Source organism: Methylophilus sp. (genome assembly GCF_008015755.1).
Classification (GTDB): Bacteria; Pseudomonadota; Gammaproteobacteria; order Burkholderiales; family Methylophilaceae; genus Methylophilus.
In genome coordinates, this window is the sequence record NZ_SSGF01000038.1 from 1 (window position 1) to 21,614 (window position 21,614).

Annotated in this window: 24 protein-coding genes; 10 read left to right on the plus strand and 14 right to left on the minus strand. The window is 50.6% G+C overall.

Going from position 1 to position 21,614, the window contains the following annotated elements; translation table 11 throughout:
- Positions 1 to 239: 239 nt before the first annotated feature.
- Together arfB and E6Q52_RS12760 are read right to left on the minus strand one after the other, a co-directional pair.
- Positions 240 to 641 (minus strand): alternative ribosome rescue aminoacyl-tRNA hydrolase ArfB, encoded by a 402-nt coding sequence (gene arfB, locus E6Q52_RS12755; RefSeq protein WP_292822609.1) that lies wholly within the window; start codon positions 639 to 641, stop codon positions 240 to 242.
- Positions 638 to 2,590 carry an ATP-dependent DNA helicase gene (locus tag E6Q52_RS12760; protein ID WP_292822611.1) on the minus strand — a complete coding sequence of 651 codons (1,953 nt, stop codon included), beginning with the start codon at positions 2,588 to 2,590 and terminating at the stop codon, positions 638 to 640. Before E6Q52_RS12760 ends, arfB begins: the two co-directional genes overlap by 4 nt.
- A 186-nt stretch (positions 2,591 to 2,776) precedes the next feature.
- Between E6Q52_RS12760 and E6Q52_RS12765 the strand changes: the two genes are divergently transcribed.
- On the plus strand, positions 2,777 to 3,331 hold the full coding sequence (locus E6Q52_RS12765; RefSeq protein ID WP_292822613.1) for a C40 family peptidase: 555 nt from the start codon (positions 2,777 to 2,779) through the stop codon (positions 3,329 to 3,331).
- A 21-nt stretch (positions 3,332 to 3,352) separates the two neighbouring features.
- On the opposite strand, the gene E6Q52_RS12770 is transcribed toward E6Q52_RS12765, so the two are convergent.
- A complete protein-coding gene (locus tag E6Q52_RS12770; protein ID WP_292822615.1) occupies positions 3,353 to 3,649 on the minus strand; it encodes a SelT/SelW/SelH family protein in 297 nt (98 codons plus the stop codon).
- Positions 3,650 to 3,822: 173 nt separating this feature from the next.
- On the opposite strand from E6Q52_RS12770, the gene E6Q52_RS12775 reads away from it, so the two are divergent.
- From E6Q52_RS12775 to E6Q52_RS12785, 3 genes are all read left to right on the plus strand, one after another.
- A complete protein-coding gene (locus E6Q52_RS12775) occupies positions 3,823 to 5,250 on the plus strand; it encodes a S41 family peptidase (RefSeq protein WP_292822617.1) in 1,428 nt (475 codons plus the stop codon).
- 61 nt (positions 5,251 to 5,311) lie between these two features.
- A complete protein-coding gene (coq7, locus tag E6Q52_RS12780; protein WP_292822619.1) occupies positions 5,312 to 5,971 on the plus strand; it encodes a 2-polyprenyl-3-methyl-6-methoxy-1,4-benzoquinone monooxygenase in 660 nt (219 codons plus the stop codon).
- A 25-nt stretch (positions 5,972 to 5,996) separates the two neighbouring features.
- The gene (locus E6Q52_RS12785; protein ID WP_292822621.1) at positions 5,997 to 6,314 is read left to right on the plus strand and encodes a DUF2322 family protein; all 318 of its coding nucleotides are present in this window, start codon (positions 5,997 to 5,999) and stop codon (positions 6,312 to 6,314) included.
- 68 nt (positions 6,315 to 6,382) lie between these two features.
- Here the strand turns inward: E6Q52_RS12785 and E6Q52_RS12790 are convergent, their stop codons facing one another.
- From E6Q52_RS12790 to E6Q52_RS12820, 7 genes are all read right to left on the minus strand, one after another.
- Positions 6,383 to 6,787, minus strand: coding sequence for a VOC family protein (locus tag E6Q52_RS12790; RefSeq protein ID WP_292822623.1), 405 nt, complete (start codon positions 6,785 to 6,787; stop codon positions 6,383 to 6,385).
- An 11-nt stretch (positions 6,788 to 6,798) separates the two neighbouring features.
- Positions 6,799 to 7,224 carry an OsmC family protein gene (locus tag E6Q52_RS12795; RefSeq protein ID WP_292822625.1) on the minus strand — a complete coding sequence of 142 codons (426 nt, stop codon included), beginning with the start codon at positions 7,222 to 7,224 and terminating at the stop codon, positions 6,799 to 6,801.
- A gap of 169 nt (positions 7,225 to 7,393) precedes the next feature.
- Positions 7,394 to 7,858 (minus strand): FKBP-type peptidyl-prolyl cis-trans isomerase, encoded by a 465-nt coding sequence (locus E6Q52_RS12800; RefSeq protein ID WP_292822627.1) that lies wholly within the window; start codon positions 7,856 to 7,858, stop codon positions 7,394 to 7,396.
- Between the two features lie 64 nt (positions 7,859 to 7,922).
- The gene (gene dacB, locus E6Q52_RS12805; RefSeq protein ID WP_292822629.1) at positions 7,923 to 9,332 is read right to left on the minus strand and encodes a D-alanyl-D-alanine carboxypeptidase/D-alanyl-D-alanine-endopeptidase; all 1,410 of its coding nucleotides are present in this window, start codon (positions 9,330 to 9,332) and stop codon (positions 7,923 to 7,925) included.
- Positions 9,332 to 10,645, minus strand: coding sequence for an adenosylmethionine--8-amino-7-oxononanoate transaminase (gene bioA, locus E6Q52_RS12810; protein WP_292822631.1), 1,314 nt, complete (start codon positions 10,643 to 10,645; stop codon positions 9,332 to 9,334). Before bioA ends, dacB begins: the two co-directional genes overlap by 1 nt.
- Positions 10,642 to 10,938, minus strand: a complete 297-nt coding sequence (locus tag E6Q52_RS12815) for a type II toxin-antitoxin system RelE/ParE family toxin (protein WP_292822633.1) — start codon at positions 10,936 to 10,938, stop codon at positions 10,642 to 10,644. Before E6Q52_RS12815 ends, bioA begins: the two co-directional genes overlap by 4 nt.
- 9 nt (positions 10,939 to 10,947) lie before the next feature.
- A complete protein-coding gene (locus E6Q52_RS12820; RefSeq protein WP_292822635.1) occupies positions 10,948 to 11,229 on the minus strand; it encodes a CopG family ribbon-helix-helix protein in 282 nt (93 codons plus the stop codon).
- A 111-nt stretch (positions 11,230 to 11,340) separates the two neighbouring features.
- Between E6Q52_RS12820 and E6Q52_RS12825 the strand changes: the two genes are divergently transcribed.
- The 5 genes from E6Q52_RS12825 to E6Q52_RS12845 all read left to right on the plus strand — a co-directional run bounded on the left by E6Q52_RS12825 (position 11,341) and on the right by E6Q52_RS12845 (position 16,072).
- The gene (locus tag E6Q52_RS12825) at positions 11,341 to 13,275 is read left to right on the plus strand and encodes a U32 family peptidase (RefSeq protein ID WP_292822637.1); all 1,935 of its coding nucleotides are present in this window, start codon (positions 11,341 to 11,343) and stop codon (positions 13,273 to 13,275) included.
- Between the two features lie 77 nt (positions 13,276 to 13,352).
- Positions 13,353 to 13,994 carry a YchE family NAAT transporter gene (locus E6Q52_RS12830; RefSeq protein WP_292822639.1) on the plus strand — a complete coding sequence of 214 codons (642 nt, stop codon included), beginning with the start codon at positions 13,353 to 13,355 and terminating at the stop codon, positions 13,992 to 13,994.
- Between the two features lie 145 nt (positions 13,995 to 14,139).
- Positions 14,140 to 14,571, plus strand: coding sequence for an NUDIX hydrolase (locus E6Q52_RS12835; RefSeq protein ID WP_292822655.1), 432 nt, complete (start codon positions 14,140 to 14,142; stop codon positions 14,569 to 14,571).
- Positions 14,568 to 15,662, plus strand: a complete 1,095-nt coding sequence (gene mnmA / locus E6Q52_RS12840) for a tRNA 2-thiouridine(34) synthase MnmA (RefSeq protein ID WP_292822641.1) — start codon at positions 14,568 to 14,570, stop codon at positions 15,660 to 15,662. Before E6Q52_RS12835 ends, mnmA begins: the two co-directional genes overlap by 4 nt.
- An 80-nt stretch (positions 15,663 to 15,742) precedes the next feature.
- Positions 15,743 to 16,072 (plus strand): hypothetical protein, encoded by a 330-nt coding sequence (locus E6Q52_RS12845; protein ID WP_194741422.1) that lies wholly within the window; start codon positions 15,743 to 15,745, stop codon positions 16,070 to 16,072.
- 8 nt (positions 16,073 to 16,080) lie between these two features.
- Here E6Q52_RS12845 and E6Q52_RS12850 read toward each other — a convergent pair whose 3' ends face one another.
- From E6Q52_RS12850 to E6Q52_RS12865, 4 genes are all read right to left on the minus strand, one after another.
- Positions 16,081 to 18,420, minus strand: a complete 2,340-nt coding sequence (locus E6Q52_RS12850; protein WP_292822645.1) for a TonB-dependent receptor — start codon at positions 18,418 to 18,420, stop codon at positions 16,081 to 16,083.
- 80 nt (positions 18,421 to 18,500) lie between these two features.
- Positions 18,501 to 19,157: a PEP-CTERM sorting domain-containing protein gene (locus tag E6Q52_RS12855; RefSeq protein ID WP_292822647.1), complete on the minus strand. Its 657-nt coding sequence runs from the start codon at positions 19,155 to 19,157 to the stop codon at positions 18,501 to 18,503.
- 155 nt (positions 19,158 to 19,312) lie between these two features.
- Positions 19,313 to 19,501 carry a hypothetical protein gene (locus E6Q52_RS12860; protein WP_292822649.1) on the minus strand — a complete coding sequence of 63 codons (189 nt, stop codon included), beginning with the start codon at positions 19,499 to 19,501 and terminating at the stop codon, positions 19,313 to 19,315.
- Positions 19,502 to 19,758: 257 nt separating this feature from the next.
- Positions 19,759 to 20,382, minus strand: a complete 624-nt coding sequence (locus tag E6Q52_RS12865) for a glutathione S-transferase N-terminal domain-containing protein (RefSeq protein WP_292822651.1) — start codon at positions 20,380 to 20,382, stop codon at positions 19,759 to 19,761.
- Positions 20,383 to 20,545: 163 nt separating this feature from the next.
- On the opposite strand from E6Q52_RS12865, the gene nadC reads away from it, so the two are divergent.
- Positions 20,546 to 21,418, plus strand: a complete 873-nt coding sequence (gene nadC / locus E6Q52_RS12870) for a carboxylating nicotinate-nucleotide diphosphorylase (RefSeq protein WP_292822653.1) — start codon at positions 20,546 to 20,548, stop codon at positions 21,416 to 21,418.
- Positions 21,419 to 21,614: the final 196 nt, after the last annotated feature.

Here is a 21,614-nt window from a genome sequence, read left to right on the forward strand (position 1 = left end):
ACAAGCGGAAGCTGGGGTGCATTTCTTTTGGTTACTTGTTCTTTGGGCAAGCAAAGAAAAGTAACTCGCTGAAAAAGCGAAAAGAAACCTTTCAACCAACCACAAACCCGTGGGCATCCCCCCCTACGACTACCTCAAAGAACAACCTTTTATTGTAATCTCACCACGCCAAGATTCCGGCCAACGCCGCAATAACGATGATTAAGGTTCAATGATCAAGCAATCAAAGAATAACTTTATCAATCATCGCCCATCACTCTCCCCCGCCCCTGCTTCACCACTCCGCGCTGCATCTTCCCCGTCACCCGCCGCTTTTTAGACGCCAGCGTCGGCCTGGTCGCATACCGTACCGCATGCACATGGCTGGCCGCCTCGACAATCGCATGCAACCGCGCGACCGCGTCGCGCTTATTGGCTTCTTGCGTGCGGTATTGTTGCGCTTTAATCACCAGCACACCTTCGGCGGTGATACGCTGATCTTTGCTATGCAACAACCGCGCTTTAATCACGTCACTCAAGCTAGAGCTGTGAATATCAAAACGCAGATGGATGGCTGAAGACACTTTATTGACGTTTTGCCCACCCGCCCCTTGCGCACGGATGGCGGTGAGGGTGTATTCGTGAGCGGCGATGCTGATCATGCTTGCAGGGCGTTATTGATGTAGGTAAAAAAGTCATCCACCTCTTGCTGCACGCGCGTGCGCCTGAAGGGGGGCAAGCTTTGCCAGATACGACGACCATAAGGTTTGTCGACCAGGCGCGGATCACAAATCATCAGTACGCCAAAATCCTGCTCATCGCGGATTAAGCGCCCGGCGCCTTGCTTGAGCGTAATCACGGCATAGGGCAATTGATAGTCCATAAAAGCATTTTTGCCTTCGGCGTTCATTTTTTCGATGCGCGCAGAAAGCACCGGATCGTCTGGTGGCGCAAACGGCAGTTTGTCGATAATCACGCACGACAAGGCTTCACCGCGCACATCCACGCCTTCCCAGAAGCTCTGCGAGCCCACCAGTACGGCGTTACCATGGGCGCGAAAACGGTCGAGCAATTCGGTGCGGTTGCTCTCGCCTTGCATCAGCAAGGGATATTCCATGCCTTGCTCCTCAAAGGCTTGCTTAAGCAAGGCATGCACCTCGCGCATGGCTTTGAGTGAGGTACATAAGACAAAGGCGCGGCCGCGGCTGGCTTGCAACACCGGCAAACTCATGGCTGCCACTGCCGCCGTATAAGCACTACTATTCGGCTCAGGCATGCCTGAGGGCACATAGAGTAACGCCTGCTGACCATAGTCGAACGGACTTTGCCAATGTTTGGTCTGTGCCGCCAGCAAGCCCATCTGACCTTGGTAGTGGGTAAAGTCACTTTTCACCGCCAGCGTGGCCGAGGTGAAAATCCAGGCGCGCGGCTGGGCATTGAGTTGTTTGCCAAAGCCATCGGCAACACTGAGCGGCGTGGCGTGCAATTGCACACTTTGGCTAAACACTTCTACCCAGCGCACCAGGTTGGCCTGATTGCCTTTTAACCAGGCCTCGAGCAATGCCAGCAAGGCTTCGCCGCGTTGCCAGCATTTTTCCAGCAAAGGGTCACGGCCGGCTTGGGTTTCAAGCACTGCAGTCAACGTAGCCAAGGTTTCCAGCAAGCGCTGATAGGCGGTATCAAAGTTTTTTAGTGCCTGCGCTTTTTGCACCGGCATGCGCGCGCCTTCAAACTGGAATACCAGCCTGAAATCTCTACAGGCTTTCTCCAGCGGCGGCACGGCTTCACTCAGCGGCACACAATCTTTGGCCAAGGTCAGGTAAGCCATTTGACTATCGCGCGCCAGGTCCATTAATTGCGAGGTAGAAATATCCTCACCAAAAAACAGCCCGGCCACTTCCGGCAGTTGGTGCGCTTCGTCAAACACCACCGTGTTGGCGCTAGGCAGCAACTCTGCCACGCCTTCGTCACGTAACATCACGTCAGCAAAAAACAGGTGATGGTTGACCACCACCACATCGGCGGCCAAGGCCTGTTTACGTGCCTCCATCACAAAGCATTGCTTGTAAAACTGGCAATCCTGGCCGACACAGTTATCCCGCGTGGAAGTCACCTGCTGCCACACGGTGGCTTGCTCGGGCACTTCGACCAGCTCGGCTTTGTCGCCACTTTGGCTATTTTCGGCAAAGCTTTGCAAAATAGGGATATATTGCGCATCTTCGCGCGATTGAAAGCGGCCTTCCTGGCTTGCGCGCTGCAAATGATAATGGCAAATGTAGTTAGCGCGGCCTTTGAGCATGGCCACCGTGACCGGCACTTTAAGCGCTTCGCGCACGGCAGGCAGATCGCGCTGATAAAGCTGGTCTTGCAGGGTTTTGGTACCGGTAGAAATAATCACCTTGCCGCCGGACAACAAGGCAGGCACCAGATAAGCATAAGTTTTACCGGTGCCGGTGCCCGCTTCTGCCACTAATTGCTGCTGTTGCTCGATGGCTTCGGCAATTGCCTGCGCCATTTCTTGTTGTTGCGGACGGCTACGAAAAGCAGGCATGGCCTGAGCGAGAGGCCCATTTTCTGAAAATGCGGAACTGACTTGCTGCGATAAAGACATGTATGAATTATCCCACGAGCGACCATAAATCAGACAGGCTTTTTCAATAAATGCACATGCTTTCAGCGTCAACAAATGCTAGAAAAAGCCCAAAAAACTTGCGAATGTGGTTAAAGTATGGCAAGGTTTAGGCCGTAGTCACTTCTGTGTCATCTAAAACCTGTTTTCTCCAAATCCTTGATTGTGATGAATAAATCTTTTATTCGGCTAGCTGCTTTATTAGTCAGTGTGTTGTTATGCCAATGCAAAAGCGTCGCCGCACCCGGCGATGATGCGCGCTGGAAAAACGCTTACAGCTACTCGCAAGAGCAAGTGATGGACAGCCAGTCCGGCATTGCTGGCACCTGGTCAGAAAAAGTGGAAGAAATCATGATTCGCGCGCTGAGCCTGACCGGGGTCGATTATAAATATGGCGGTCGCAGCCCCGAAACTGGCTTTGATTGTAGCGGCTTTGTGCAGTATGTATTCAAGCACGCGGCGCAGATATCGCTACCACCCTCGGCACGCACCATCAGTGAAATGGGCGACACCGTCAAACGTGAAGAACTTCAGCCCGGTGACCTGGTATTTTTTAATACCTTAAAATCAGCGTTCTCGCATGTTGGCATTTATGTCGGCAACCATCAGTTTATCCACGCCCCGAGAGCTGGCGCAAAAGTGCGCGTTGAAAGCATGGACGAGCGCTACTGGAGTACGCGCTACAACGGTGCCAAACGACTGGAAGTCGAAGCGTCAAAATAACGCTTTTATTCCATCTAACGATTACTCTCCTGCGCCGTTTACTGGTGTATCACTATGGCCCAGCGAACGCTCTGGATCAATCAAGTCACGAATCAATTGCTTTAACTCTTTGGACTCAGGAAAACGTCCTGCTTCCTTGCGTGAAAAAATCACGACACCATCACAGCGCACCTCAAGAATACCGCCAGTGCCAGGCACCAGGTTGACCGACTTTAAATCGCCATCAAACGTGGTCAGTAATTCTTGCGCCAACCAAGCCGCGCGTAACAACCAACGGCACTGTGTACAAAACTCAATTTCTACGATAGGCTTTTGCATATTTCACTCTAAACATTTATTTGCGTGATGAGTATAGTCAATTTTATTGAAATAGCGGAAAATGAACTTAACAGCGTTATTTCCACTCTCTGCAAACAGGCTGTCATCAACTGATGCAACTTGACTCTTATTAAAGTAATATTCTTCGCTTAACTGATCACACAAGGCATGGTATGCGTTCCAAATTAGAAAAATTCAGCTTGCTGGGTGCAGGCGCGTTTGTAGGTATCCTGGTGAGTATCAACATTTCGGCCTGGGCAGACAGAACCTCTATGTCGCAACTGCCGATTGACGAGTTACGTGTCTTTGCTGAAGTCTTCGCCAAAGTAAAATCTGACTACGTTGAGCCAGTAGAAGACAAGAAACTGATTAACGAAGCGCTGTCTGGCATGTTGCAAGGGCTGGATCCACACTCTACGTTTATGGATGCCGATGCCTACAAAGAATTGCAGGCAGGTACGCAAGGTGAATTTGGCGGCCTGGGCATTGAAGTGGCAATGGAAGATGGCCTGGTGAAAGTAGTGACACCCATTGAAGATAGCCCAGCTTACAAGGCTGGTCTGAAGTCTGGCGACTTAATCATGAAGCTGGATGACACCCAGGTGCGCGGCTTGACCTTGAACGATGCGGTTAAACGTATGCGTGGCACGCCTGATACCAAAATCGTATTGACGGTGATTCGCAAAGGTGAGGACAAACCACTCACCTTCACCCTGACACGTGCGGTCATCAAATCACAAAGCGTCAAAAATAAATGGATTGAACAAGGCTACGGCTATGTGCGCATCACCCAGTTTCAAGAGCGTACCGGTGAAGATCTGGCCAAAGCACTGAAAAGCTTGCAGACTGAAAACAAAACCCCGCTGAAAGGCTTGGTACTTGACCTGCGTAACAACCCGGGTGGTTTGCTGGATGCTGCCGTTGGTGTGTCTGCCGCATTTTTACCTAAAGATGACCTAGTGGTCTACACAGAAGGCCGTGTCGTCGACTCCAAAATGCGTCTGAATGCAACACCTATGGATTATGCACGTCGCGGCAAATCAGACTACCTGAAAGATTTGCCTGAAGAGTTCAAGTCTGTGCCTATCGTGGTGTTGATCAACGCCGGTTCGGCTTCTGCCTCTGAGATCGTGGCCGGTGCATTGCAAGACCACAAACGCGCAACCATCATGGGTATCCAGAGCTTTGGTAAAGGCTCAGTGCAAACCATCTTGCCGATGAACAATGGCAGTGCGATTAAACTGACCACCGCGCGTTACTTTACGCCTAACGGTCGCTCGATTCAGGCCAAAGGCATTGTGCCAGACATCACAGTAGATGATGGCTCTGATCCAAGCCTGAGCTTGCATGAGGCTGATTTGAAACGTCACCTGTCTAACCCGACCGATGCTAAAGACAATGCAGATACCAAAGCTGCGGATGAGGCGAAATCTCGTGCGGCTGCGGAGAAGCTGAAGGAAGAGAAGCATGCTGAGACACGCGGCCCGATTGAGCCCGCCAGCAAAGATGACTTCCAGTTCATGCAAGCCATAAACCTGCTCAAAGGTCTACCTGTACAAAAATCGCAAGAAGCAGCTAAAGTAAGCACTGCCAAGCCATGATGTTTCGCCTGCTCACAGTCACCGAGATTGTGAGCAGGCGGCACACGCAAGGGAGCGTATCATGTTGAAGTTATCGCCATTAAGCCTGCCACCACTCACGCTGGATAAAGCCATTCAGGTGCTGGATATGGGGTTGCGCACCGTGTTTAGCCCGGCCGTCTCCAGTCGTCCTTATCCAGCGGCCGATATCAGCAGCGAGACAACACTCAGCGATAGCGAGCGTAAACATGCCGCCGCACTCATGCGCATTAACCATGTCGGTGAAGTCTGTGCACAAGCCTTGTATAGCGGCCAGGCACTGGTTTCGCGTGACCAGGCCAATGTTGAGGCTTTAAAACAGGCATCGCGTGACGAAGTAGATCACTTGGCCTGGTGCGAACAGCGTATCAACGAGCTCGGCGGTCGCAAAAGCCTGTTAAACCCACTGTGGTTTGGTGCCAGCTTTGGCCTGGGCGTGACCGCAGGGTTGCTAGGCGACAAATGGAATCTGGGCTTTTTGGCAGAAACCGAACATCAGGTCTCTGCGCATTTACATAGCCATTTGCATGAACTGCCTGCGCAAGATAACGCTTCGCGGGCCATTGTGGCGCAAATGAAGATAGACGAGGAACATCACGCAGAAACTGCCGAACACTTAGGCGGCGCAGCCCTGCCTGCCCCGGTCAAACTGGCGATGCGACTGGCCTCAAAAGTGATGACGCGTACCGCGTATCACTGCTAAGATTTGTACTAACCTAGAGTCAACCATGCAAAAATTTAGTGACAACCTTCTCACACTTGACAATGCCGATCACGTGAAACGCATTGAACTGTATGATGAAAACAATCAGCCTGCTGGCGTACTTGAAAACAAGCCAGGCACCCAGGGCTCAATCAAGGTCTATCATCACCTGTTTAAGGTATTTGGTGAGATTAATACCGACGCGGCGGTAGAAGGCCTGGCCCTTTACGCCGAACATACTGAGGATGCCGAAGACCATCCGGGTAAACACCCTAATATTGACCGCTTGCTGAATGTGCTTGATAAAGAGCAAACGCTTTCAATCAAATTAATTACTGAGTAAGCTAGCCTCAGTGATAAAAAAGCCTCCATAAACTGGAGGCTTTTTCTTTTCTTGCGATTTCAACCACATCACTCACTTTGCAAATGGCGGGTAATCGGCGGGTGATAAATAAACTCCAGCAAATGGCCTACGCTGTCCAGGCAATAAAATCCGCGCGAACCATCGCGGTGACTTTTCGGCGCCTCAGTAATGCGCACCCCATGGGCGACCATATGCGCATACCAGTCATCCACAGCCTGCGCATTCGTCAGCACAAAACCGATATGGTCCAGGCGCTGTAATGGGTCGGCCTTGTAATCCACGCGATGCAAAGCGAATACATCCCCATGATTTGTTAAATACACATTATCCGGATCAGGTTGCCACTCAATCTGCATGCCGACAATCCGCGTATAAAAATCAACCGCAGATTCAAGCTCCTTGATAAACAATGCCACATGGCGGATACCGATCATGCCCTTAGGAATGCTCATGCGTGTCTCCATTAATCAAAGCTTGGCGCTTTGATTTCATAGCCATGCGTAATTTCGCAAGCCTTTTGCAGCATGATGCTGGCAGAGCAATACTTCTCGGCAGAGAGTTTCACTGCACGCTCTACTTGTGACTCACTCAAGCCTTCACCGGTCACCACAAAATGCACGTGAATTTTGGTGAATACTTTAGGCACGGTGTCGGCACGTTCGGCACTGATTTCAGCCACGCAATCGACAATCGGCTGACGTGATTTTTTAAGGATAGTCACCACGTCAAACGAAGTACACGCCCCCATGCCTATCAGCAACATCTCCATCGGGCGCATACCAATATTGCGGCCGCCATTTTCAGGCGCGCCGTCTAACACGACTGCATGCCCGGTTTCGGATTCACCGACAAAACTGACACCATCTATCCATTTCACTTGGACTTGCATTTAGTCTCTCATTTCACAAGTATAAAAACGTACCCGCCAACGACGGGCAAAATTTTCAGTTTCTAAGCCAGGCTAGGCGCAAGTTCAAAAAAATCGCGCAGCATACATAGAGTATGTAAGCGATATTTTTGAATCTTGTCACGACGTATGGCGACGAAACTGTAGATTTTTATTTCACGCCCAGCAATTCGACATCAAACACCAGCGCCGCATTTGGCGGAATCACGCCACCAGCCCCACGTGCGCCGTAGCCCATGTCAGATGGAATAATCAGCGTACGCTTGCCGCCGACTTTCATGCCTTGCACACCAACATCCCAGCCCTCAATCACCTGGCTACCACCCAAAAAGAAATTAAAGGGTGAATTACGGTCCAGGCTGCTGTCGAATTTTTGGCCTTTGTGGTCTTCTTTGCTAGCGTCATACAACCAGCCGGTGTAGTGCACGGTGACGTTAAAACCCACTTCGGCTTCGCGGCCATTGCCGATTACCGTATCTATTTTTTGTAACTCAGTCACATTGGCAGACATTTGTGCAGATTCCTTGGTTTTTGAAGAATTGGATTGCGCTTGGCAACCCGTGATGGTCAACAACAGCAATGCGCTGAGACCAATTAATTTAATGCCAGATTTCATTGATTTACTCCCGGAAAACGACCATTATTTTACGCGCTTTTAGCCACAAATTCTTATGCCGAGGTTAACGGCCTTCTATCAATTGCTTTAATAATGCATCCTGCACCTTACGCACGGCAGAAGCACGTGCGTGATTAGCGATTACTACCAGCACATAACGCTTACCGGCCATATCCTGCACATAGCCTGCGATGCTGCTCACGCCTTCCAGCGAGCCGGTTTTAAGATAAGCCATGCCTTGGCTATTGCTATCGGCCAGTCGCTTCTTGGTCGTGCCATCCAAACCCAGTATCGGCATCGACGCCATGAGCACCGGCATCACCGGACGTTGCCAGGCTGTGACGAGCAACTGCGCCAAATGTTCCGCACTGATGCGCTCTGTGCGCGACAAACCAGAGCCGTTTTCAACGACCAGCTCAGCAAACTGCAAGCCTCGCTGGCGCAAAACCTGTTTAAGCGTCAACGCAGCACCTGTCTCATCGGCAGGAGTAAAGCCTGCCTCCAGCGCCATCGTCAGCATGAGCTGGCGCGCCATCACATTATTGCTCCACTTGTTGATATCGCGCACCACGCTATCCAACGGCGGCGATAACCAGGTCGTCACCAGTGTATTGGCGTCCGTCGCTGGCGCCAGCACTAACTGGCCGTTAAACTGCCCGCCCAATTGCGCCCACAATTTTTTAAAGCTCAAAAACACATACTGGGTATCGCTGAGTACGCTCAACTCCAGATAACGTGCATCACATTGTGATGGCAGCGTGCCACTAAACGCCACGGTGACCCCATCGGTCTGCGGCGTGATGCTATAACGCAAGTCACTGCGCCAGTCATTACACGCCCCTTTGCGGATTTGCATCGTATTGATGACACGGATTTGCGGCAACTCGAATTCTTGCGAGAGCTGTACTGAGGGTTGATTGCCGGTATTGGCCACCGCAAAGCGGAAACTGGTATTACGACCATTCAGCAGCAACGCACTCGGATTGGCGTTATAAGCGCGCCAGGGCTCGTCGTCCAGCACAGGACGCTGGCCGACCTCAGGCGCATACACAGACAAATCCAGCACCAGATTACCCTTAATTTGACGGATGCCTTGTTGCTGCACCTGCTGCAACAAGCGCCAAAATTCAGTGATATTCAATGCAGGGTCGCCATAGCCTTTGATGATTAAATCACCATCGAGTACGCCCTGATTCAGTGTGCCATTGCGATACACCTCTGTTTTCCAGCGATAGGCTGGCGTAAGGGCTTCAAGCGCGGCATAGGTGGTCACCAGCTTCATCACGCTGGCCGGATTCATGGCTTTGGCAGCATTGTGGCTGATGAGGGGCGCACCGCCATCCACTGGCTGTACGATAATGGCGACGCTATCCGCTGGCAACTGTGCTTTGCTTAACGCCTCTGGCACATTGAACGGCAACGCGGCTTGCGCCAGCGTCAACCAGCAACTGCCTAATAAAAACAACCAGCGCATTACAGGCTCTCCACGATGGCGGCTCGCGTTGTTTGTACTAGGTGTGCAATATCGGCGGCCGTCAGGCAATAAGGTGGCATCCAATAGACGGTATTACCTATCGGCCTTAACAGTAAGCCATGCTTCAAGGCAGCGGCATAGCAGTCACGGGCAAATTGCGCGTTGTGGGTATCCACTTCAAATGCGGTAATCATGCCACGCTGACGCACATGGCTCAGCGGTAAATCGTATTGCGCAACCGCCGCCCATAATTGCTGTGCCGTCAGACGGTTATCGCTGAGTACGTCGCGTGTTTCAAACAAGGTTAAGGTCGCCAGTGCGGCGGCACACGCCAAGGGATTGCCAGTGTAACTATGGCTATGCAAAAAACCTTTGACCGTCTGATCATGGTAAAACGCCTGATAAACTACATCTGTGGTTAGCACCACCGACAACGGCAAATAACCACCGGTAATGCCTTTGGATAAACAGATAAAATCAGCAATATCACTGACTTTACCGCCAGCCTGCTCAGAGGCGAACAAGGTGCCGGTGCGGCCAAAGCCCACGGCGATCTCATCCGCAATGACATGCACCTGATAGCGGCTACACACCTCACGCGCACGACGTAAATAGACTGGGTGATACATGCCCATGCCTGCTGCACCCTGCACCAGTGGCTCGATAATCAACGCAGCCAGTTCAGCATGATGTTGAGCCACATAGTGCTCCAGCGCTTCTGCACAACGCAACGCGTAAGCCTCTTCCGACTCACCGATTTCAGCCAAACGGCTATCCGGGCTAGGCATTTGCGCTGATTGCAGAATCAGCGGCGCATAAGTATCTTTAAAAATCGCCACATCGGTCACACTGAGCGCGCCCAGCGTTTCGCCGTGATAACTATTTTGCAGACTGATAAATTTGGTTTTTTGCGGCTGCCCGATATTGCGCCAGTAATGAAAACTCATCTTGAGCGCAATCTCGGTCGCACTGGCCCCATCAGAGCCATAAAAGGCATGCCCCAGGCCGGTGAGCGCAGACAACTTTTCTGATAACGCAACCACGGGTTCATGCGTAAATCCGGCCAGCATCACGTGCTCTAGCTGATCGAGTTGCACCTTAATGGCCTCTTTGATCACAGGCTGATTATGCCCAAACAAATTGACCCACCAACTGCTCACGGCATCCAGATAGGCTTTGCCTTCTGTATCAAACAGCCAGGCACCTTCGCCACGGGCAATCGGCACCAGCGGATAGCGCTCGTGATGTTTCATTTGCGTGCAGGGGTGCCACACGGCTTGTAAAGAACGTTGTAAAAGTGCAGATTGGCTCAATGAAAACCACTTTCCCGTTGATGTCGGATTGCCACAACCGTCGCAATCTCAGTCAGTTCTTGATATTGATACAAGGCAATATAGCCGGTATTGCCGTGAGAAATCACCAACTCACGAAAATCAGATTGTGTTGATTTTCTGCCAATTTCAGGATGATTCAGCAATGTTTGTATACCGCTAATAATGAGTTCGTAAGCATGTATTGCCTGCGCCTGATCTGCTGCTGCGGAGAGAAACTCGGTGATACGTTCCATATCGTCCCAAAATTTTTGCGTATAGTTAATGCTTGCCACGATTGCGCTTTATTTGTATTTTTTTAATGTGGGTTTAGGCAATTCAATGCCTTGCAATTTTGCTCGAAAATAAGCATTCACTTCATCAGCATCATAGGCCAGGCCAGTTTTTTGGTACTCCTGCCATGATGTCTCCGCTTCGGCCACAAACGTCTGATACTTTTCATTACGTCTGGTTTCCTGCTCAATCGCGTCAACCATAAACGCATGAGGTGTTTTGCCTGTGGCTTCTGCCAATTTTGCGACCCGCTCTTTCAAGCTGTCTGGTAACTTTAAGCTGGTAGTGGCCATCATGTTCTCCCTAGAATCCGCAAAGTGTTACCAAAGTAACACCTCAACATTAACCTGTCAAACACGGCTTTGTGCTATAGTGCGCATCTTATTGATTTATATGCATAATCCATGCAAAAAACCCGCAAACACCTAGAACTGCTCGCCCCGGCCAAAAATGCTGACTTTGGGATTGAAGCCATTAATCATGGTGCCGACGCTGTGTATATTGGCGGCCCGGCGTTTGGCGCTCGCGCTAAAGCGCCAAATACGGTGCAGGATATTGCGCGTCTGGTGCAGCATGCGCATAGATTCCATGCCGAAGTGTTTGTGGCGCTGAATACCATTTTTCACGATAACGAGCTCGAGGGTGTGCGTCAGTTGGTGCATCAATTGTATGACAGCGGCGTCGATGCGCTGATTGTGCAGGACATGGGCTTGCTGGAACTCGATTTACCGCCTATCCAGCTACATGCCAGTACGCAAACCGATATCCGCACCGTTGAAAAAGCGCAGTTTTTAGACCAAGTCGGCTTTAGCCAGATTGTGCTGGCACGCGAGTTGGATATTGCCACGGTCAAAAAAATCGCCGACGCGACGACTGCCAATCTGGAGTACTTTATCCATGGTGCGCTGTGTGTTGCCTTCAGCGGCCAATGCTTTATCAGCCATGCGCATACCGGCCGGAGCGCCAACCGTGGCGAGTGCTCGCAAGAATGCCGCTTGCCTTATACGCTGGAAGACCAGAAAGGCCGCATTATCGGCAAAGACAAACATTATTTGTCGATGAAAGATAATGACCAGAGCGCCAATTTGCGCGCATTGATAGCTGCGGGTGTGAGCAGCTTTAAAATCGAAGGTCGCTACAAAGACCTGCCCTATGTAAAAAACGCCACGGCGCATTACCGCCAGTTGCTGGATGAGATTCTGGAGGATATGCCGCAATATGCGAAATCTTCCGCCGGACATACCAGCTACACTTTCAAACCGCAGCCAGAGAAAACCTTTAACCGCAGCGCCACCGATTATTTTGCCAATGGCCGCCAAGCGGATATTGGCGCTTTTGATACGCCCAAGTTTTCTGGTGAGGAATTAGGCAAAGTACGCAAGGTGGGCAAAGACTTTATCGATGTGGCCACAGACGTTGCATTGCACAATGGCGATGGTGTGTGCTTTTTTGATGTGCACAAAGAGTTGGTGGGCTTGCGTGTGAACACCGTGCAAGCGCTGGATAAATATACCCAGCGGCTGTTCCCCAATGAAATGCCAGCAGACATCCGCAACAACACACAGCTCTATCGCAACCGTGACCATGCCTTTATGCGTTTGCTGGAGAAAGACTCGGCCATGCGCAAAATTGCGGTCGACGCCGTGCTTTATGAAACCGACGATGGTTTTGCATTGACGCTGACTGACGAGCAAGGGTTTATTGCCACCGCGCAAGTAGCGGCTGAAAAACAGCCTGCTAACGATACCCAAAAGGCTGAAGCCTCCCTGCGGGAAAATTTGGCCAAACTGGGCAATACAGACTTCGTGGCAACAGCAATCAGCCTGGAGCTGACCCAATGCTGGTTTTTGCCAGCGTCCGTGGTCAATCAATTGCGCCGCGATGCGGTAGAGCAACTGATTGACATCAGAACACTCGCCTATGAGCGTCCGCCATTACGTGCCGTGGCCGAGCCACCTGCTATCTATCCGCAAGACTCTTTAAGTTACCTGGCCAACGTTTATAACCAGAAAGCACGCGACTTTTATCACAAGCATGGCGTTAAACTGATAGACAGCGCCTATGAGGCCAATGAAACACTGGATGAAGTGCCGGTGATGATCACCAAACACTGCCTGCGCTTTAGCCATGGCCTGTGCCCGAAAGAAGCTAAAGGCGTGATTGGTGTTCAAGGCACGGTGACCGCTGAGCCGATGACGCTGATTAGCGGCAATGACCGCTATACGCTCAAATTTGACTGCAAACCGTGCGAAATGCACGTCATGGGCAAAGTACGCAAACACATCTTGCAAATTGCGCCACCGCAACCGATTACGTTTTTTGATAAACGTCCGGCCTAAGGTCAATCGGCCTTGGTCATTTGCCAAGGCCTTTTTTTTCAGGCAAGCTGCAAGCACCTCACACTCGCTCACCAGCCATGACTGAATACGCTTACCTGCTCAAAGTGGCGATCGCCCTGATTGCCATCGTCAACCCCATCGGTTGCTTACCTATTTTTATCAGCGCCACCAGCGGCTGGAGCAAAGCCGAGCGCGCAAAAACAGCACGGACAGTGGCCATTACCGTCATGATCGTCTTAGGCGTCTCAGCCTTTATTGGCGACTTGATTCTCGACTTTTTTGGCATCACCATGCCCTCGTTTCAAGTGGGTGGTGGCATTTTGATACTGCTGATCTCCATCTCCATGATGCACGGTAAACAGGGTGCCACAAGACAAACCCCTGAAGAAGCACAAGACCTGGCAGAGCGAGAAGTGATTGCGATTGTGCCGCTCAGCATTCCCTTATTGGCAGGCCCAGGTGCTATCTCAAGCATGATCCTGACTGCACAACAGCACCCCGGGTTTTGGGGTCATGTCAGCCTGATGCTACCTATTGTGCTGATTGGATTGTTTATTTGGGGCCTGTTATTTCTCGCCGATGCCATTACCCACTACCTGGGCAGGATTGGGATTAATATCGTGACACGATTGATGGGATTGATTCTGGCGGCGATGTCGGTGGAATTTATTGCACATGGACTGGAAGGGTTGTTTCCACGACTTGTCGGCGCCACATGAGACAAGACTTGCACACAGACAAATTAAGCCTCCCTCAATCAATCACTTAGCGGTAAAATAACGCTTTTAACGAAGCCTGCACATCTTGAATTCCACCGTTTCAAACCCCTCAAAATCCTCCCAGCAATGGAAGCCTAACGTCACCGTGGCCGCCATCATTGAGCAGGACGGCAAGTTTTTGCTGGTTGAAGAAACCACGGACCGCGGCAACCGCTTTAACCAGCCTGCCGGGCACCTCGAAGAAAACGAGACGATTATTGCAGCGGCGATCCGCGAAACGCTGGAAGAAACCGCTTACGATTTTACGCCTGAGGCGTTGGTGGGCATTTACCACTGGCAGCATCCACTTAACGGTATCACTTATTTGCGCTTTGCTTTTACCGGCAAGCTGGGCAAGCACTACCCTGAGCAGGCCTTGGATGATGGCATTATTCGCACGGTATGGAAAACCGAAGCCGAGATTGCCGCCGAGGGCGAGTTGATGCGTAGCCCGCAAGTCTTGTTGTGCGTGCAGGATTACCTGGCAGGCAAGCGTTATTCTTTAGACATTTTGAAGCATTTGGGCCAAGCACTATGAGTAAGCCACATGTCATCGTCGGGTTGTCCGGCGGTGTTGATTCCTCCGTTACCGCCTTGCTGTTAAAGCAACAAGGTTATCAAGTTACCGGTTTGTTTATGAAAAACTGGGAGGACGATGATAATGATGAATATTGTTCATCACGCCAGGACTTGATCGACGCGGTTTCTGCGGCCGATAGAATCGGTATTGACATTGAAACCGTGAATTTTAGCGCTGAGTATAAAGAGCGAGTGTTCGCTAACTTTTTGCAGGAATACCAGGCTGGCCGCACGCCTAACCCGGATATTCTGTGTAACGCAGAAATCAAGTTCAAGGCCTTTTTGGACCATGCCATGGGCATGGGTGCCGATTTAATCGCCACAGGCCATTACGCACAAGTCCGTGAAAACCCGATTCAACCCGGCAACTTTCAACTGCTCAAAGCCGATGACGGCAGCAAAGACCAGAGCTACTTTTTGTCACGTCTGAACCAGGCACAACTGTCAAAAACGCTGTTCCCTCTCGGCAAATATCTTAAACGTGAAGTGCGTGAAATCGCGCGTGAGCATGGCCTGGCCAATGCCGAGAAAAAGGATTCCACCGGCATTTGCTTTATTGGCGAGCGTCCGTTTCAGGAGTTTTTGCAGCGCTATCTGCCACGTCACCCGGGCATCATGCGCACACCAGAAGGCAGAGTGGTGGGCGAACACGAAGGCTTGATGTATTACACCATTGGTCAGCGCCAGGGGCTTAAAATTGGTGGTAGCCGTGAGAGCAATGGCGAGCCATGGTTTGTCGCCGCCAAGCATATGGCGGATAACGAGCTGATTGTGGTGCAAGGGCATGACCATCCATTATTGCAAAGCGATGGTTTAACCGCAGGCCAATTACACTGGATTAGCGGCGAAGACCCACGCACCAACTGGGTCTATGCCGCCAAAACGCGATATCGCCAACCAGATGCCCCTTGTGAAGTTGATGCGGTGAATGCTGAAGAAGCGACTATCCGTTTTGGTCAACACCAATGGGCGATCACACCTGGTCAAAGCGTGGTGGTGTATGAAAGCAATGTCTGCCTGGGCGGCGGGATTATCACTGGCGCCATTTAACCCATTCGCGAGGCATGGTTATTGCTTCTGCTTGCATAATATAATCATAATGAACGCCAAGTGACGAGGAATGACACCTGATGGCCTACGTATTAAAAAATAATGAAGGTGCAATTATTGCTGCCAGCCCAGACACGAAAGTGAACGCAGACTGGGTTGAAATTGATAATTCGGATACCGAGTATCTGTGTTTTCTGGATGACGAACTCAAAAAACATCACACTTTCCGTGAAAGTGATATTCAGCTGGCGCGGGTACTGGAAGATTTAATCAGTATCTTGATTGATCGCAGCCTGATCAGCTTTACCGACTTCCCTAGCCCGGCGCAAAAACGTCTGAACGAGCGCCAGTCATTGCGTCATAAAAACAACCTGCAACTGCTGGCAGATGACGATATGCCACCGCTGTAAGGCGTCGGTTAATACGTCATCTCCACCAAAAACTTCACATTACGGCCGGGACCGTAGATACCGATCCCGCCCATCGCACCATCCAGCCGATAGATCTCATTTTTAAGATTCTCGCCGATCAAGCGCAAGGTGAGTTGCTCATTCACTTTAAAGCGCACACCGGCGTTCCACAACTCATAAGCCTCCTGCACACCAAACTGATAGGGGCTATTTGTTGTCCCATCCCCGCTCAACAGAATATTTCTTTCCGACACTTTACGGTAAGTCAGATTCATGTCGATATTCTTGGTTAACTCCGCCCCAAGGTTGATATTTAAGGCGTTGCCAGGGGCCGTATATAAAGGCGCATAGCTTTCACCGGTAAACATCTCCCCTCTTAGTTTGGAATACCCGGTGCGTAAATACCAGCCGTGATACTGCATAAAACTTTCGACCTCTACACCGTTACGGCGCTCCCAGCCATGTTGAGTGATATTGCCATCGTCATCCTCTCGTAATGAGAGCAACAAATGTGACGTGTAGGTATGGTAAAAGTTAAGTTTGCCAGTGAACCAGACATCAGTATTAAACAGATGGGGTGTTTGGTAACTCACGCCAACTTCTGTCGTTTCTGAACGCTGCGGCTGATATAACTCACCGCAAATCAGCGATGCAGGGCCATTGATGGGCATCAAGCCATTACGGCAACGGCTAAAAGGGCCTTGCGTAAAGTATTCATCAATCAGCGGTGGCCGAAAACCTTGGCCATAGTTGCTATAAAAGGTCAGCTTGTCCGGGTTAGTTTTGGCAAAGGCATCATAAGCCAGGCCCAAGCTCCAGGTGTCTTCCTTAAATCGGATCGTGCTTTTCTGGTCATACGGTTCCAGCAAGGCCAACGTACCGCCAGCGGCCTCAATCTTATAACGGTCTTGCCGATAGCCTGGGGTCACCGTGAATTGACCAATCTCCAGCTTGGGCTGTAGATACATCGCCTGAAACGACTTACGTCCGGGCGGTGCTGAGGCATTGAATCCATTGGGGTATCTGGCTTGTGAGCTACTTAAAAGATTATCAAAAGTACGTGTAATTTCACGCTCACTGGCGTTATATTGATAGCCCGCCAATAAGGCAAGGTTTAAGAAACCGCTTTCAAATAAAATCGCCTGATTACTGATATCAACTGTCTTCGTTTTGTAGTTATATGTATCAGTTGCATTGCCCGGACACCTGCTCACCTGACTTGGGTCTGGCGTATATGTTGTGCCGTTACAGCCGCTGATACCCGGGTTAATGACGAGTGACATTCCTGGTTTTGCCAAATCATGAAGATTCGTATGTCCTGCACCTACTGTCGCTTTCAAATTAACCAATCGACTTTCCGGGTCATAATTCACGGTTTCAGACCAGGTCAGGTCATCTACCGTGCGAATCACGTTACCAAAAAATCCAGGCTGGCCACCGGTCGCATCATAGGGCTGCAAACCGGTATCATCAAACTTGACGATAGAGGTGACTAATTGCAAGTCTTCAGTGGGGAACAAACTCACCTTGAGTAAATGAGAAACTGATTCAATCGCCGAATTTTCAAGCTTGGTGCCATCACCCAAAGTCATGTTATTCGCCTGGCGATTAGAGTAGTGATACAAAATATCCACCCGTTCATCTGGCCGGGCGTATAACAAGTAAGAGCGCGAATACTCATCACTGTTATTGCCATAGCCAAACTTGACCTTGCCGCCATACTTCTGGCCGGGCTTCAAAAAATCCTCTGCATTTTTTGTGGTGGCATTAATGGTGCCGCCTAATGAGCCTGAACCACTGGTGATTTGCGGGCCACGCTGCACCTCAATACTCTTCAATAATTCCGGCTCAATAAATGTGCCGCCCATGCGGTATTTCTCAAATCCTTTGGGCACGCCATCTACTTTGACCATGACATCTTCGTTATCGCCGTAACCGCGAATATTGAATGTCATGCCGCTAGGGCGTGGACCACCCGAAATAGACACGCCAGGCACAGACCGCACGGCATCAAAAATATTGCTGGGCTGGGCGCGCTGCAATTGTTCGCTAGTGATCGTAGTAATTGGTAACGTCCGGTTGATTCCCGTCTCCGGTTCTTTTATTTTGGTTCCTGTCACAGAGACTTCAGGCAAGGTTTCGACCTGCTCGGTGTCCGCTTTTTTAGGCGATTTGTTTGCGTGCACTTCTTCACTCACGATGTCTGGCAATAGTTGTTCTTCTGCCTGCGCTAACAAAGACCATGCAGCGATAGCTAGCCAACTGCACATCACGAGCACACTGGCAGACCGTCGCGATAAATCAGATTTTTTTAAAAGTTGTTGCCAGGAGGAATCAGAGCTTGCCATGAGGGAGCACTTTTTATTCTAGAGTTGGATAGAAACAAAGGGGCCGAACGCCCCTTTGTAGTCACCGCACTAATTAAAAATTAGGCGCTGTTTTTAGCAGAACGTCTTGCTGCAAAAGCCATTAGGCCCAGGCCCAAGGCCATCATGCTATAGGCCTCTGGTTCTGGGACCGGGGTCACAGTTGGGACAGACACAGTCGCCAACGCCAGTTGGTCTAGGCTCATGCTGGATGAAGTCGAGTTAAATTTGAAGGTGTACAGGCTGGCCGCACTTACGCTGCTCCATTTCCAGAACAGCTCTTGCTCAGCCGTGGCGCCGCCCATCACAACGCCTTGATCTTCGTTGAATTGCAGTACTGACGTGGCAGACACGCCATTCAATGTCGCAGTCGTACTGGCCAAGGTGCCCAACGTACCGATACGCAAGTAAACGTCAAACAAACCGCTGCTGGCACCGCTCAATGTGGCCGTAAATGAGGTGGCGCTAGAGAAGCTGTAAATATTGCCGCCACCAGTCACAAAAGCACCGCCAGTGGTTTCTTGAACAGAAGCCGCGGTGCCCGCCGTTAAAGCAATGTCTGGTGAAGTATCGGTTGTGGCGTTAAAAAGATTCCACTCAGCGTAGCTGGTGGGTGTTGATGTGCCCCATGGGTTGGTTGAATTCCATACCGCTTGTGTTGCAAAGGCAGAGCCGCTAAATGCCATGCCCAAAGTAAGTGCTAATACTGAAACTTTCATGATGTTAAATCTCCTCAACAAGCGCTTGTTCCCCTTCCTCTCGAAGGCCATCGCGCTACCTCTAAAATAAGTCTCACGGACCCACACCGTTGAGTATTTCAATCTCCATGCTGGATACGCATGGTTATAAAACTGAAATTGAGAATAAATAAAGCTTATTTTTCTATCGCCGCGTCAAAGTCGACCACATAGCGGTATTGCTTGCCGCAATCGATAATCACTTCTTTCTGGCCGCGTTTTAACAAGCGAATATCAACCTTGATACTGCCAAAACCATCATGCGCAATCAGCTCATCGAGCAACTCGAGCAATCTTTTTTTGACCGGGGCATTTATCGCTTGCATCGCATGTATTCATCATTTGTATTGTTTATTTTTAAATGATAACAATTATCATTTACTTTATCAATAACAATAATTCAAGACGGGCAGGTAAAGAATGGTTAATGGCAGAAACAGCTTTAAGGGCGCAGAAATAAGCGCAGAATCATCGCCAGATCACAGACGAATGCTGCGGCAATCATTTAGGGATAAGACCGATAGAGGGGAAACAGCAGGCAGCGCCCCCGCAGGCGTGCGCGAGGGTCTGCAAACGCCGCCAGTTAGGGCTGCGGCATGGTTTGTTTAAAGCTGGGGCGTTTGACCAGCACGCCGTAATGCTTGGCAAGGTTGGGAAACCTCTCTTGCCAGTATTTCCCTTCCCATTGCACGCTTTTGAAGCGCAAATCCAGGTAACCCAACGCCGTGCCCAGCGCGATATCGGCCAGGCTGAAGGTCTCGTTCACACACCACTTTTTCTTCAGCAAATCATCATCCAGGGCGGTCAAGCCAGCAGTCACCTTGGCAAACTGCTTTTCAATCCACGCGGCAGCTTGCTGCGCTTCCGGCTTGCGCTGCTCCAGCATCACGGCCACCGCCGCATCACAGACGCCATCGGCCAGGGCCTCCCAACGACGCACTTTAATTTTGGCTGAGTGATCTTGCGGAATCAGGTGCGACACCGGCGTACGGTGATCAAGATATTCAACAATCACGCGCGAATCATACAAAGCATCGCCATCGTCGAGCACCAGTACAGGTACTTTGCCTAACGGGTTATGCTGGCTCACCGGGCAATCCGGCGCTGACAACACCACCTCGGTCAACGTCAGATCAATATGTTTTTCAATGGCCACAATACGCACTTTGCGCGCGTAGGGACTGTTTACCGTATATAAAAGCTGCATAATGTGATGTGAGCCAAAAGGTTAAGTACTTTTACCGAAAAAACCCCCATGACAACTTGCGCCTATCCAAACATCGCCTGTCTTGGGGGAGTTTTATTATAATAGCTTTTGGCATGGCCTTAGAACGGTCACATGCATAATTTTTAAACTTGCTGGCAACCCAATGACCCCCTCTGCACTTTACCAACACTTACCCGCGTATTTAAACGCTGACATCATTGCCGAACAAGTCAGCCTGACGCTGTCAGAAGACATGGGTAATGGTGACCTGACGGCGGCACTGATTCCGCAAGGCACGCAGGCCAACGCCACCATTATTAGCCGCGAAGCCGCCATCATCTGCGGCTGCGCCTGGTTGAGCCAATGCTTTGCGCAACTGGATGCGGACATACAATTAGAGTGGCTGGTCAAAGATGGCGACCAGGTCACGCCAAACCAGCCCCTGGTGCACATTCAAGGCGACGCGCGCGCCATGCTCAGCGCCGAGCGCCCGGCACTTAACTTTCTGCAAACCCTTTCAGCCGTGGCCACGCATACGCGCCGCTATGTTGATGCGATTGCTGGTTTACCAGCACAAATACTCGATACCCGCAAAACGCTGCCCGGGCTGCGCGTGGCGCAAAAATACGCCGTGCTCACCGGCGGTGGCGCCAACCAGAGGTTAGCGTTATACGACGGCATTTTGATCAAAGAAAACCATATCGCCGCTGCAGGTTCAATTGCCGCAGTACTCGCAGCAGCATTTGCCTTAAAACAAACCAATAACATTCAGATTGAAGTAGAAAACCTGGATGAACTGCAACAAGCGCTAACCGCTGGTGCGACGAGTATTTTGCTGGATAACTTTACGCTAGCAGACCTGCGCGAAGCAGTAGCGATTAACCAGAAACGCGCCTTGCTCGAGGCCTCGGGCAATGTGGATTTAACAACAGTGCGGGCAATTGCAGAAACTGGCGTGGATAGAATTTCGATTGGCGCGCTGACTAAACATATTCAGGCAGTGGATTTAAGTATGCGGATTCAGATGAAGCTATAGATTTTTTTGAAAATAACCCTTTGCCAAGTATTGCAATATTCGTTCAATGTTACGACCATTTTTTCGCCTCTCGGCGAGTCACTTTCTGGTGCTTGTCCCCCAGAAAGTAACTAAAGAGGACGACACCCAGCCATCACGGCCTGCGGCTCCCTTGCGTTGCTCAACAAAATAAGCCGGTCACGAAACTCGCCCTGAC

Bases quoted from the DNA above. Each gene is read 5' to 3' on its own strand.
- E6Q52_RS12790 (WP_292822623.1), bottom strand. From the start codon at position 6,787: ATGAGCATTCCTAAGGGCATGATCGGTATCCGCCATGTGGCATTGTTT.
- E6Q52_RS12820 (WP_292822635.1), bottom strand. From the start codon at position 11,229: ATGGCCACTACCAGCTTAAAGTTACCAGACAGCTTGAAAGAGCGGGTC.
- E6Q52_RS12850 (WP_292822645.1), bottom strand. From the start codon at position 18,420: ATGGCAAGCTCTGATTCCTCCTGGCAACAACTTTTAAAAAAATCTGAT.
- E6Q52_RS12785 (WP_292822621.1), top strand. From the start codon at position 5,997: ATGCAAAAATTTAGTGACAACCTTCTCACACTTGACAATGCCGATCAC.
- E6Q52_RS12830 (WP_292822639.1), top strand. From the start codon at position 13,353: ATGACTGAATACGCTTACCTGCTCAAAGTGGCGATCGCCCTGATTGCC.
- nadC (WP_292822653.1), top strand. From the start codon at position 20,546: ATGACCCCCTCTGCACTTTACCAACACTTACCCGCGTATTTAAACGCT.
- arfB (WP_292822609.1), bottom strand. From the start codon at position 641: ATGATCAGCATCGCCGCTCACGAATACACCCTCACCGCCATCCGTGCG.
- E6Q52_RS12855 (WP_292822647.1), bottom strand. From the start codon at position 19,157: ATGAAAGTTTCAGTATTAGCACTTACTTTGGGCATGGCATTTAGCGGC.
- E6Q52_RS12765 (WP_292822613.1), top strand. From the start codon at position 2,777: ATGAATAAATCTTTTATTCGGCTAGCTGCTTTATTAGTCAGTGTGTTG.
- dacB (WP_292822629.1), bottom strand. From the start codon at position 9,332: ATGCGCTGGTTGTTTTTATTAGGCAGTTGCTGGTTGACGCTGGCGCAA.
- E6Q52_RS12800 (WP_292822627.1), bottom strand. From the start codon at position 7,858: ATGAAATCTGGCATTAAATTAATTGGTCTCAGCGCATTGCTGTTGTTG.
- E6Q52_RS12795 (WP_292822625.1), bottom strand. From the start codon at position 7,224: ATGCAAGTCCAAGTGAAATGGATAGATGGTGTCAGTTTTGTCGGTGAA.
- E6Q52_RS12825 (WP_292822637.1), top strand. From the start codon at position 11,341: ATGCAAAAAACCCGCAAACACCTAGAACTGCTCGCCCCGGCCAAAAAT.
- E6Q52_RS12860 (WP_292822649.1), bottom strand. From the start codon at position 19,501: ATGCAAGCGATAAATGCCCCGGTCAAAAAAAGATTGCTCGAGTTGCTC.
- mnmA (WP_292822641.1), top strand. From the start codon at position 14,568: ATGAGTAAGCCACATGTCATCGTCGGGTTGTCCGGCGGTGTTGATTCC.
- E6Q52_RS12865 (WP_292822651.1), bottom strand. From the start codon at position 20,382: ATGCAGCTTTTATATACGGTAAACAGTCCCTACGCGCGCAAAGTGCGT.
- E6Q52_RS12845 (WP_194741422.1), top strand. From the start codon at position 15,743: ATGGCCTACGTATTAAAAAATAATGAAGGTGCAATTATTGCTGCCAGC.
- E6Q52_RS12770 (WP_292822615.1), bottom strand. From the start codon at position 3,649: ATGCAAAAGCCTATCGTAGAAATTGAGTTTTGTACACAGTGCCGTTGG.
- E6Q52_RS12775 (WP_292822617.1), top strand. From the start codon at position 3,823: ATGCGTTCCAAATTAGAAAAATTCAGCTTGCTGGGTGCAGGCGCGTTT.
- E6Q52_RS12760 (WP_292822611.1), bottom strand. From the start codon at position 2,590: ATGTCTTTATCGCAGCAAGTCAGTTCCGCATTTTCAGAAAATGGGCCT.
- coq7 (WP_292822619.1), top strand. From the start codon at position 5,312: ATGTTGAAGTTATCGCCATTAAGCCTGCCACCACTCACGCTGGATAAA.